The sequence below is a fragment of the Streptomyces sp. NPDC007856 genome (assembly GCF_042868225.1).
Classification (GTDB): Bacteria; Actinomycetota; Actinomycetes; order Streptomycetales; family Streptomycetaceae; genus Streptomyces.
The window spans coordinates 48,119-58,917 of record NZ_JBIAEC010000014.1 but is presented as its reverse complement, the minus strand read 5'-3'; the positions used below and the strand labels follow the sequence as shown (position 1 = coordinate 58,917).

The 10,799-nt window shown below is 70.6% G+C and carries 9 protein-coding genes and 1 pseudogene; 8 read left to right on the top strand and 2 right to left on the bottom strand.

Annotated features, from left to right (window positions below; all coding sequences use genetic code 11):
* The first annotated feature begins 172 nt into the window (after nt 1–172).
* The gene (locus tag ACFYOH_RS30050) at nt 173–1,225 is read left to right on the top strand and encodes a hypothetical protein (protein ID WP_388631864.1); all 1,053 of its coding nucleotides are present in this window, start codon (nt 173–175) and stop codon (nt 1,223–1,225) included.
* Nucleotides 1,222–2,499 carry a hypothetical protein gene (locus ACFYOH_RS30045; protein ID WP_388631861.1) on the top strand — a complete coding sequence of 426 codons (1,278 nt, stop codon included), beginning with the start codon at nt 1,222–1,224 and terminating at the stop codon, nt 2,497–2,499. Before ACFYOH_RS30050 ends, ACFYOH_RS30045 begins: the two co-directional genes overlap by 4 nt.
* Before the next feature lie 90 nt (nt 2,500–2,589).
* Here ACFYOH_RS30045 and ACFYOH_RS30040 read toward each other — a convergent pair whose 3' ends face one another.
* The gene (locus ACFYOH_RS30040; protein ID WP_388631858.1) at nt 2,590–4,095 is read right to left on the bottom strand and encodes an oligopeptide:H+ symporter; all 1,506 of its coding nucleotides are present in this window, start codon (nt 4,093–4,095) and stop codon (nt 2,590–2,592) included.
* A gap of 503 nt (nt 4,096–4,598) precedes the next feature.
* Between ACFYOH_RS30040 and ACFYOH_RS30035 the strand changes: the two genes are divergently transcribed.
* Together ACFYOH_RS30035 and ACFYOH_RS30030 are read left to right on the top strand one after the other, a co-directional pair.
* The gene (locus tag ACFYOH_RS30035; protein ID WP_020940464.1) at nt 4,599–5,276 is read left to right on the top strand and encodes a response regulator transcription factor; all 678 of its coding nucleotides are present in this window, start codon (nt 4,599–4,601) and stop codon (nt 5,274–5,276) included.
* Nucleotides 5,277–5,329: 53 nt separating this feature from the next.
* Nucleotides 5,330–6,601 (top strand): ATP-binding protein, encoded by a 1,272-nt coding sequence (locus ACFYOH_RS30030; protein ID WP_388631855.1) that lies wholly within the window; start codon nt 5,330–5,332, stop codon nt 6,599–6,601.
* 6 nt (nt 6,602–6,607) lie between these two features.
* Here the strand turns inward: ACFYOH_RS30030 and ACFYOH_RS30025 are convergent, their stop codons facing one another.
* Nucleotides 6,608–7,114 (bottom strand): GtrA family protein, encoded by a 507-nt coding sequence (locus ACFYOH_RS30025; RefSeq protein WP_388631852.1) that lies wholly within the window; start codon nt 7,112–7,114, stop codon nt 6,608–6,610.
* 182 nt (nt 7,115–7,296) lie between these two features.
* On the opposite strand from ACFYOH_RS30025, the gene ACFYOH_RS30020 reads away from it, so the two are divergent.
* The 4 genes and pseudogenes from ACFYOH_RS30020 to ACFYOH_RS30005 all read left to right on the top strand — a co-directional run.
* Nucleotides 7,297–8,436 carry a 5-(carboxyamino)imidazole ribonucleotide synthase gene (locus tag ACFYOH_RS30020; RefSeq protein WP_388631850.1) on the top strand — a complete coding sequence of 380 codons (1,140 nt, stop codon included), beginning with the start codon at nt 7,297–7,299 and terminating at the stop codon, nt 8,434–8,436.
* Nucleotides 8,433–8,954, top strand: a complete 522-nt coding sequence (purE, locus tag ACFYOH_RS30015) for a 5-(carboxyamino)imidazole ribonucleotide mutase (protein WP_388631847.1) — start codon at nt 8,433–8,435, stop codon at nt 8,952–8,954. Before ACFYOH_RS30020 ends, purE begins: the two co-directional genes overlap by 4 nt.
* Nucleotides 8,955–8,960: 6 nt before the next feature.
* The gene (locus ACFYOH_RS30010; protein ID WP_388631844.1) at nt 8,961–10,148 is read left to right on the top strand and encodes a dipeptidase; all 1,188 of its coding nucleotides are present in this window, start codon (nt 8,961–8,963) and stop codon (nt 10,146–10,148) included.
* 333 nt (nt 10,149–10,481) lie between these two features.
* Nucleotides 10,482–10,762: pseudogene (locus ACFYOH_RS30005) on the top strand (MerR family transcriptional regulator); the annotation flags it as partial.
* Nucleotides 10,763–10,799 lie beyond the last annotated feature (37 nt).

Here is a 10,799-nt window from a genome sequence, read left to right as displayed (position 1 = left end):
CGGCCCACGGTGGCCCGGTGGCCGGGGGTTTGTCCTCCGGCCCCTTGCCGACCGGTACCTCGGCCTCCACCGCGCCGCCCCTCGCCGAGGTCCCGTGCCCCGGCGGTGAGTTGACGGAAGGTGCGGTGCAGTGAGCGGGAAGGCAAGGATTCTGCTGCCGGTGACGGTGCTCATGGCTGTGCTTGGGCTGCTTGTCGGTGGTCCGGTGTCCGCGGCGGACGGCCCCGTCGTGAAGCTGTCGGTGGCTCAGGCCGGTGCCGGCGGCTCGGTCACCGTCACGGGCAGTGGCTGGAGGGCGCGCACGTTGCTGATGGTGTTGGTGTGTGGGCGGGCCACACCGGCCCGGGGTGTCATCGGTGGCACCAACTCCTGCGCCAACGGCGACGGGCGGGCCGTGACCACCGACGCCCAGGGGGCCTTCAGCCGGAAACTCCCCGTCGCCGAACCTCCCGTGCCCTGCCCCTGTGTGGTGCACGTGGCCACCGTCACCGGCGCCAAGGCCGAGGCGGACGCCGTCCTGCAGGTCGCCGGGCATCCCGTCGCCCCGCTGCCCGCCGAACAGTCCGGAGGGCGGCTGGCGATTCTCTCCGACACGCGGCTGACCGGGTCGAGCGGACTGCTCACCTGGTTCGGGGCGCCGCCGAGCCGCACCCTCGTCTTCACCGTCGGCAACACCGGCACCGGCACGCTCAAGGACCCGGTGTTCCAAGTCGGCTCGGCGCACGGCGTCTTCGCCCCGCAGTGGGACGACCGGCAGTGGCACGGCACCCTGGCGCCCGGCCGGGAGACCGAGGTCAGACTGCCGGTCGAGCTGTCCGCCGGGGCGCACGGCGACTACACCGTCTCCCTGAAGTACGACGGCAGGGTCCTCGCCGAACAGCCGTGGGGCGTGGACCGCCCCTGGGGCGTGACGCTGTTCTGGATCCTGCTCTGCCTGGTCGTCCCGGCCGCGCTGTTCCGCGCCGGCATGGCCGTGGTGGACCGGGTGCGCCCGCGTCGCCCGGCTGCCGCCCGCCTCACCCGCACCCTGCGCCTGCCCCAGCTCCCCCGGCTGCCCCGGCTGCCCCGCACCGGCGGCCGTACCACCGAACCGCCCCCCACGAACCCGACCCTGCCGTGGTTCGCCCCGGACTCCGTCCCGGGTGACCCGGCCGGCCGGCTCTCCGCACCGCACTCCGACAGCCCGACGAGTCCCACGACTCCCACCAGGAAAGGACCGACGTGAGCATCCGAAGGAGAGGTACGGCCGCGGGCGCCGCGCTGGCGCTGAGCGGTGCGGGCGTCCTGCTCGGCCTCGCCGCGAGCCCCGCGCAGGCGGCCGAGGTGTCGTACGCCACCCACTGTGTGCCACCCGCGGGCATCAGCCCGATCGACGGCACCACGAAGGTCGACATCACGGCCCCGGCCACGGCGAAGGTCGGCGACACGGTGGACGTCGTGTGGAAGTTCGTGCAGGCCGCGTCCAGGAATCCCGACATCATCGACCTGCCCGCGAACTCCGTCCAGCCGTCCGGCGTGCTGAAGGCGGCCGGTGCGCAGGTCGCCGACATCGCCATGCAGGGGACGCGCACGAACCCCGCGATCCCCAAGGGCGGCGCCATGGTGCTGTCCGACATGAAGGGCAGCATCAAGCTGACGACGGCCGGCGAGGTGACGCTGACACCGGACGCGTACACCGTCAACGCCATGTCGACGGACACCAAGTGCACACCGAAGGAGACCGTGCAGAAGGCGGCGACCATCCAGGTGACCGGGGGTGACGGCGGCGGCAGCACGTCCAGTGCGACACCGACGCAGTCCACGACCCCGACCGGGTCGGGCACCCCCACCCAGTCGGCCACCGCCACGGCGACCGGTGGCAGCGGCCAGACCGACTACACCGGCAAGGAGGTGCAGATCCCCTACGCCTGCAAGACCCCGATCGGCGACAAGAACGCGACCTCGCCGGTGCAGATCAACGCGAAGAAGAACGGCGGGAACTTCGATCTCACCGTGCAGTTCAAGAAGTCGGTGATGAACAGCCCCGCCGACATCCCGAAGGGGTCCGTGAAGCCGTCCATGGAGGTGGTGCTGGGCGGAGCCGACAAGGGCACGGTGCATGTGGAGGGGCCGACGAACGCGAAGGACATCAAGTCCGGCGACCCGATCGAGATCCCCGACCTCACCGGCACCTACAAGCCCGGCGCGAGCGGCACCTCGACGCTGTCCCCGGGCGTCCTGACGGTCAAGGCGCTCGGTACCACCACGACGTGCACGCCGACGAAGACGGAGGTCTCGCTCACCCTGGACACCAGCCGGCAGCAGGGCGGCGCGTCCGGAGGCACGTCCACCTCCGGCGGCTCGACGAGCGGCGGGGGCAGCACCTCAGGCTCCGGCGGCCTCGCCCAGACCGGCGCGAGCGACCACGGCGCCCTGAAGGCCCTCGGCCTGGTGGCGGGCACGGCGATCCTGCTGGGCGGTGCGGTGTTCACGTTCATGCCGAAACGAAGGGCACGCTGACCCTCCTGACCTCACCGACCCTCCTGACATGAAAGAGGGCCGCCGCATCCACAGGGATGCGGCGGCCCTCTCCGAGCCAGGCCCGGACGACTAGTGCACGTCGCCCATCAGCTTGTTGACCTTCTTGCGGTAGATCCACACCGCCGCACCGGCGACGACGGCGAGCACGGCCTCCAGGGCGACGAAGCCCATCTTGTCGAGGTTGACGCCGCCGATGGCCGGGTTGGACACCAGCGCGGTGACCGAGTCGCCCGCGGTGACCGCGAGGAACCAGACGCCCATCATCTGCGAGGCGTACTTCTTCGGCGCCATCTTCGTCGTGACGGACAGACCCACCGGAGACAGCGTCAGCTCACCGACGGTCTGCACGAAGTAGATCGCGACCAGCCACATCGCCGCGGCCTTGTGACCGCCCTCGGCGATCGACAGCGGAGCGAGGAAGAGGAAGAAGGACGCACCGATCAGCACCAGACCGGAGGCGAACTTCACGATCGTGCTCGGCTCCTTGCCACGGCGGTTCAGCCACAGCCACAGCCAGGCGAAGACCGGCGCCAGCGCCATGATCATGACGGGGTTGACCGACTGGTACCAGGAGACCGGGAACGTCCAGCCGGCGATCGAGTTCTTGGCCGAGCTGTCCGCGAAGAGCGACAGGGTCGAGCCACCCTGGTCGTAGATCATCCAGAAGACGGCGGCGGCGACGAAGAACCAGATGTACGCCGACACCTTCGACTTCTCGGCCGAGTCCAGGTCCTTGTCCCGGCGGATGCGGGCGATGACCAGGATCGGGACGATCAGGCCGATCAGGGTGAGCGGGATCAGCGCCCAGTTCAGGGTGAAGTGGCCGGTGCCGCCGACGAGGCCGTAGAAGACCGCGGCGATGACGAGCCAGATCAGGCCCTTGCGCAGGGTGGCGGACTTCTCCGCGGCGGTGAGCGGGGTCGGGACCTCGCTGCTCTTCGGGTTCAGGTGGCGGCCGCCGAGCAGGTACTGGGCCAGGCCCAGCGCCATGCCGAGCGCGGCCAGCGCGAAGCCGAAGTGCCAGTTGACGTTCTCACCGACGGTGCCGATGACCAGCGGAGCGGCGAAGGCACCGAGGTTGATGCCGATGTAGAAGAGGGTGAAGCCACCGTCCCGGCGCGGGTCGTCCGGGCCCTTGTAGAGGTGGCCGACCATCGTGGAGATGTTGGCCTTCAGCAGACCCGAACCGATGGCGACGAGACCCAGGCCGACGAAGAAGCTGGCGGCCACGGGCAGCGCGAGGCAGAGGTGGCCGAGCATGATGACGATGCCCGCGACGGCGACCGTCTTGCGGGGGCCGAGGAATCGGTCCGCGACCCAGCCGCCGGGCAGGGCGAGCAGGTACACGAGCGACACGTACACCGAGTAGATCGCGGTGGCCGTGCCCGCGCTCAGGTGCAGGCCGCCCGGAGCCACCAGGTACAGCGGGAGCAGAGCCCTCATGCCGTAGTAGGAGAAACGCTCCCACATCTCGGTCATGAAGAGAGTGGCCAGGCCGCGGGGGTGGCCGAAGAAGGTCTTCTCGGACCCGGGGGTGCCCGGGCGGACCGAGTCCTTCGTCAGGCTGGACGCCATGGTCGTTCCTTGCTGGTCGGGACGCGCTTGTGGAGCGTTGCGCGCCCGGCGGGGGCCGGCACCGGAACGGTCGGTCGTCCGCCCCAACGCCCGAGGGGATTCCGCATCCGGGTCTCGGAGGCGATGGACGGCGACCACCGGGATCCACGCCCCGTCGCGCGGCGATGCGCTGCGGAGCCCGGCCAGAGGTCATTCCTTTCAAGGCTGATCTTGATCAGCCCGCACACAAAAGAGACCCTCAGCGTCATCTGCCCGCCGAAGGTCCCCTGGTGTACTACAGGCGTTCAGGTCACTTTAAGACAGGACACTGCCGGATATGGAAGGACTTGAGACGCGGATCACAGGTGTCGGGGGAACCGCGGGACCGGAATCGAAGGTCTTTCCTACGATCGCATCCCCAGAGCGATGGTTCATACCAACGCCGTGCCGACGGCGTACGAAGGTAAGAGTTCCTGGAAGCGATCACACCCCAGCACCGTGCGCGGGCGGTCTACCATCACTGCATGACCCGTGTACTGCTCGCCGAGGACGACGCGTCCATCTCGGAGCCGCTGGCCCGCGCCCTGCGCCGGGAAGGTTACGAGGTCGAGGTGCGCGAGGACGGTCCCACCGCGCTCGACGCCGGAATGCAGGGCGGCGTCGACCTGGTCGTACTGGACCTGGGCCTGCCGGGCATGGACGGCCTGGAGGTCGCCCGCCGGCTGCGGGCCGACGGCCACACCGTGCCGATCCTCATCCTGACCGCGCGCGCCGACGAGGTGGACACCGTCGTCGGCCTGGACGCGGGCGCCGACGACTACGTCACCAAGCCCTTCCGGCTCGCCGAACTGCTCGCCCGGGTACGGGCCCTGCTCCGGCGCGGTGCCGCCGAGCCGCAGCAGCCGCCGGCCACGCACGGGGTGCGGATCGACGTCGAGTCGCACCGGGCGTGGATGGGCGACGAGGAACTCCAGCTCACGGCCAAGGAGTTCGACCTGCTCCGGGTCCTGGTGCGGGACGCCGGCCGGGTCGTCACGCGCGACCAGCTGATGCGCGAGGTCTGGGACACCACATGGTGGTCGTCCACCAAGACCCTCGACATGCACATCTCCTGGCTGCGCAAGAAGCTCGGCGACGACGCGGCGAACCCCCGCTACATCGCCACGGTGCGTGGAGTGGGCTTCCGCTTCGAGAAGAGCTGAGCCCCTCCCCGGGGGCCCTTCCCAGGGCCAGCGATCACCTCAGGTAACGGAACATGCGCCGACGTCTCATCCAGTCCACCCTCGCCGTCGTCCTCGTGGTGATCGCCGTCTTCGGCATCTCCCTGGTGATCGTCGAGTCCCGGACGATCAGCAACAGCGCCCAGGAGCGCGTGGACTCCGAGGCGATCCGGCTGGCCAGCATCGTCGACAGCCGGCTCCTCGCCGCGGAGAAGGTCAACGCGGACGTGCTGCGCAATCCGGTGAGCAAGGAGCAGTACGCGGTCATCCGTATGCCGGGGCAGGCGCCGATAGAGATCGGCACCAAGCCGCGGGGCGATGTCATCCGCGCCACCCAGCAGGGCGAGGAGGGCGAGACCGTCACCGTGCAGGAGCCGCGCTCCTCGGTGACCCGCGAGGTCGGCCGTACCCTGCTGATCATCGGCCTGGTGGCGCTGCTCGCGGTGGTCGCGGCGGTGCTGCTCGCCGTACGTCAGGCCAACCGGCTCGCCTCCCCGCTGACCGACCTCGCGGAGACCGCCGAGCGGCTCGGCTCCGGCGATCCCCGCCCGCGGCACAAGCGGTACGGCGTCCCCGAGCTGGACCGGGTCGCCGATGTGCTGGACTCCTCCGCCGAGCGGATCGGGCGCATGCTGACCGCCGAGCGGCGGCTGGCCGCCGACGCCTCCCACCAGCTCCGCACCCCGCTGACCGCGCTGTCCATGCGCCTTGAGGAGATCACCCTCACGGACGACCCGGACATCGTGAAGGAGGAGGCGAACGTCGCGCTCACCCAGGTCGAGCGGCTCACGGACGTGGTCGAGCGGCTGCTGACGAACTCCCGCGACCCGCGCACCGGCTCCGCCGTCACCTTCGACCTGGACGAGGTCATCCAGCAGCAGCTCGCCGAGTGGCGGCCCGCCTACCGCAGCGCCGGCCGGGCCATCGTCAGCTCCGGCAAGCGGCATCTGCAGGCCGTCGGCACGCCGGGGGCGGTCGCCCAGGTGCTGGCGGCGCTGATCGAGAACTCCCTCATGCACGGGGGCGGGACCGTCGCGCTGCGCACCCGGGTCACCGGCAACCAGGCCGTGGTCGAGGTGACCGACGAGGGGCCCGGGGTCCCGGCCGACCTCGGCGCGCGGATCTTCGAGCGGACGATCAGCGGACGGAACTCCACGGGGATCGGCCTGGCCGTCGCCCGCGACCTCGCGGAGGCCGACGGCGGCCGCCTTGAGCTGCTGCAAGCTCAGCCGCCGGTGTTCGGTCTGTTCCTGTCCCGCACGCCGCCGACTCGCAAGGCGGAGGAGGACCGGCCGACGGTGCGCTGAACCGGGTTACGGAACCCGCTGGGACTTCGGCTTCGGCTCGGAGTGCGGCCTCTTCGACTCGGCCACCAGGATCGACTCCGCCTCCTGCGACGGCTGCACCCGGAACACCCAGGTGCGGTACGACCAGAAGCGGAAGAGGGTGGCGACGCCGATGCCGACGAACTTGAAGGCGTTGCTCTGCAGCGGGCTGTCCCAGCCGAAGCCGTAGGTCGCCGCGTACAGCACGCCGTTCTCGATCACCAGGCCGATGGCGCTGAAGAGGAGGAAGAGCGTGAGCTCCTTGGTCCGGCCGCCCTTGTCGCGGTCCCGGTAAGTCCAGTAACGGAAGCCCACGTAGTTGAAGGCGATGGCGACCACGGTCGCGATGATGCTGGCGCGCACCACCGGCAGGTCGGAGACGTGGCGGACCAGGTTGAACACGCCGAGGTTGACGAAGATGCCCGCAACGCCGACGGTGCCGAACTTGGCCACCTCGCGTACGAGCCGTTGCAGCCCCGAGGAACGAGGTTCCATGGCTGTGCAGCTCCTGTCCGTAGGTTTCGTCGGCCCAGCCATGCTATCCAGACGAACCGTGCCCCGCCTGTGCACAAGGCCAAGACCAGGAAACAGATCGGAAAGAGGGCGGAAAGCGGCTGGTAAGAGTCTGTGAGAGGGACGCGATCCGGCCGTCCCGGCGTGGCCGATACGCTAGGGGTGTGACGTTCCCGGTAGTCGGCATGGTCGGCGGGGGGCAGCTCGCGCGTATGACGCACGAGGCGGGCATCCCGTTGGGCATCAGGTTCAAGCTTCTCAGTGACACCCCTCAGGACTCGGCGGCCCAGGTCGTGAGCGATGTCGTCATCGGCGACTATCGCGATCTGGACACGCTGCGTGAGTTCGCGCGCGGTTGTGATGTGATCACCTTCGATCACGAACATGTACCCACCGAGCACCTCAGAGCCTTGGAGGCGGACGGCATCCCCGTGCGTCCGGGGCCCGACGCGCTGGTGCACGCCCAGGACAAGGGCGTGATGCGCGCGAAGCTCGACGCGATCGGCATCCCGTGCCCGCGGCACCGGATCGTCGCCGACCCGGAGGACGTGGTCCGGTTCGCGGCCCAGGGCGACGGCTTCCCGGTCGTCCTGAAGACCGTCCGCGGCGGCTACGACGGCAAGGGCGTGTGGGTCGTGGAGACCGCCGAGGAGGCCAGCGAGCCGTTCCGGGCCGGCGTCCCGGTCCTCGCGGAGGAGAAGGTCGACTACGTCCGCGAGCTCGCCGCCAACGTCGTACGCTCCCCGCACGGCCAGGCCGTGGCCTACCCGGTGGTGGAGTCCCGGCAGGTGAACGGCGTCTGCGACACGGTCATAGCCCCCGCGCCCGCCCTGGACGAATCCCTCGCCCTCGAGGCCGAGCGGATGGCCCTGACCATCGCCAAGGAGCTGGGCGTCGTCGGGCACCTCGCGGTCGAGCTGTTCCAGACCCGCGACGGCCGCGTCCTCGTCAACGAGCTGGCGATGCGCCCGCACAACTCCGGCCACTGGACCCAGGACGGCGCGATCACCTCGCAGTTCGCCAACCACGTCCGCGCGGTCCTCGACCTGCCGCTCGGCGACCCGCGCCCGCGCGCCCAGTGGACCGTGATGGTCAACGTCCTGGGCGGCGACTACCCGGACATGTACTCCGCGTACTTGCACTGCATGGCCCGCGACCCCAAGCTCAAGATCCACATGTATGGCAAGGACGTGAAGCCCGGCCGCAAGGTCGGCCACGTCAACACCTACGGCGACGACCTGGACGACGTGCTGGAGCGCGCCCGTCACGCTGCCGGCTACTTGAGAGGCACGATCACCGAATGAGCCCCGTTGTTGGCATCGTCATGGGGTCGGACTCCGACTGGCCCGTCATGGAGGCCGCCGCCAAGGCCCTGGACGAGTTCGAGATCGGCTACGAGGTCGACGTCGTCTCCGCGCACCGCATGCCCCGCGAGATGATCAACTACGGCGAGCAGGCCGCCGACCGCGGACTGAAGGTGATCATCGCAGGGGCGGGCGGTGCCGCCCATCTGCCGGGCATGCTCGCCTCCGTCACCCCGCTGCCGGTCATCGGTGTGCCGGTGCCGCTGAAGTACCTGGACGGCATGGACTCCCTGCTGTCCATCGTGCAGATGCCGGCCGGCGTGCCCGTCGCCACCGTCTCCGTCGCCGGTGCCCGCAACGCCGGTCTCCTCGCGGCCCGCATCCTCGCCGCGCACGACGAGGACCTGCTGCACAAGATGCGCGACTTCCAGCAGGACCTCAACGACCAGGCCACCGAGAAGGGCAAGCGGCTGCGCTCGAAAGTCGAGGGGTCGAGCGGGTTCGGCTTCGGGAAGTAACAGGCAATGACCTCACTGGACGAAGCACGGTCCCTGCTGCGCGAGTTCCCGGTCGTCGACGGCCACAACGACCTGCCGTGGGCGCTGCGCCAGCAGGTCCGCTACGACCTCGCCGCCCGCGACATCGCCGTACGCCAGGACGACCACCTGCACACCGACATCCCCCGGCTGCGCGCGGGCGGGGTCGGGGCGCAGTACTGGTCGGTGTATGTGCCCTCGGACCGGCCCGGGGCGGTGCCGGCGACCCTGGAGCAGATCGACTGCGTACGGCAGCTGATCGCCGGGCACCCCGCCGATCTGCGGGCCGCGCAGACCGCCGCCGACATGGAGGCGGCGCGCGCGGAGGGCCGTATCGCCTCCCTCATGGGCGCGGAGGGCGGTCACTCCATCGACAACTCCCTCGGCACCCTGCGCGGTCTGTACGAGCTGGGTGTGCGCTACATGACGCTCACCCACAACCACAACAACGACTGGGCGGACTCCGCCACGGACGAGCCGAAGGTGGGCGGTCTGTCCGCGTTCGGCCGCGAGGTGGTCCGCGAGATGAACCGCCTCGGCATGCTGGTCGACCTCTCCCACGTGGCCCCCTCGACCATGCGGGCCGCGCTGGACACCACGTCCGCGCCGGTGGTCTTCTCGCACTCCTCCGCGCGGGCCGTGTGCGACCATCCGCGCAACATCCCCGACGACGTGCTGGAGCGCCTGCCGGCCAACGGCGGGGTGGCGATGGTGACCTTCGTGCCGAAGTTCGTGCTCCAGGCGGCCGTCGACTGGACGGCCGCGGCCGACGACAACCTGCGCGCCCACGGTCTGCACCACCTCGACACCGGCTCCGAGGCGATGAAGATCCACCAAGCCTTCGAGGAGCGCAACCCGCGCCCGGTCGCCACGGTGTCCACGGTCGCGGACCACCTGGACCACATGCGTGAGGTCGCCGGCATCGACCACCTGGGCATCGGCGGCGACTACGACGGCACCGCCTTCACCCCGGACGGCCTCGGCGACGTCTCCGGCTACCCGAACCTGCTCGCCGAACTGCTGGACCGCGGCTGGTCCAAGGCCGACCTGGCCAAGCTGACCTGGCAGAACGCGGTACGGGTGCTGGGCGCTGCGGAGGACGTGGCGCGTGACCTGCAGGCGACCCGCGCCCCGTCCAACGCCACCATCGAGTCGCTGGACGGCGCTCCCGCCTGATCCGCCGGGGCGGGGTAGTCGTTGTAGCCGGCCGCCCCGCCCACGTACATGAAGTACCGGTCCCGGACCGGGTCGAGCCGTGCGCCGAGGCGCACCGGGTGACCAGGTCCGGGTTGGCGAGGAACGGCCGGCCGAGCGCCACCAGATCGGCGCCGGCCGCCGGCATCTCCCGCGCGGCCCGGGTGACGGCCTGCGTGGACAGCTCGCTCAGGTCGGGGTTGCCGATCAGGACGCCGGGCCAGGCCGCCTGGATCCGCCGGTACCAGCCGGTGGCCGGGTCGGAGCGCACCGGGTGCAGATGGGCGAGGTCCAGCCCCTTCGGACGGAGACCCAGGGCCGCTCACCGCCGAGCGCACCCCCGGCGGCCACCGCGACTGCCCGGAGACGGCCGTCGACCGGGTCATCCGGATCCAGGAGCTGTACGCGGCCGGGCTGCGCAGCGGGAAGATCCGGCAGCCGCTGCCCTGCATGCGCGACCGGGACGGCGGGCCCTCCGCGATCGCCACCCCGCGCCTGGTGCGGGACCTGACCGCCGAGCGCGCGCGGATCGACCGCATGGTCTCCCCGTCCGGGAGACCCTGGACGAGGTGATCCGCACGCCCCGGGACGCCTGACCGGCCGTACCCCCGAACGCCCCACTCACCAGGAAGC

Coding starts and splice junctions, on each gene's coding strand:
- ACFYOH_RS30050 (WP_388631864.1), top strand. CDS start 173: ATGGCTGTGCTTGGGCTGCTTGTCGGTGGTCCGGTGTCCGCGGCGGAC.
- ACFYOH_RS30040 (WP_388631858.1), bottom strand. CDS start 4,095: ATGGCGTCCAGCCTGACGAAGGACTCGGTCCGCCCGGGCACCCCCGGG.
- ACFYOH_RS30035 (WP_020940464.1), top strand. CDS start 4,599: ATGACCCGTGTACTGCTCGCCGAGGACGACGCGTCCATCTCGGAGCCG.
- ACFYOH_RS30030 (WP_388631855.1), top strand. CDS start 5,330: ATGCGCCGACGTCTCATCCAGTCCACCCTCGCCGTCGTCCTCGTGGTG.
- ACFYOH_RS30025 (WP_388631852.1), bottom strand. CDS start 7,114: ATGGAACCTCGTTCCTCGGGGCTGCAACGGCTCGTACGCGAGGTGGCC.
- purE (WP_388631847.1), top strand. CDS start 8,433: ATGAGCCCCGTTGTTGGCATCGTCATGGGGTCGGACTCCGACTGGCCC.
- ACFYOH_RS30010 (WP_388631844.1), top strand. CDS start 8,961: ATGACCTCACTGGACGAAGCACGGTCCCTGCTGCGCGAGTTCCCGGTC.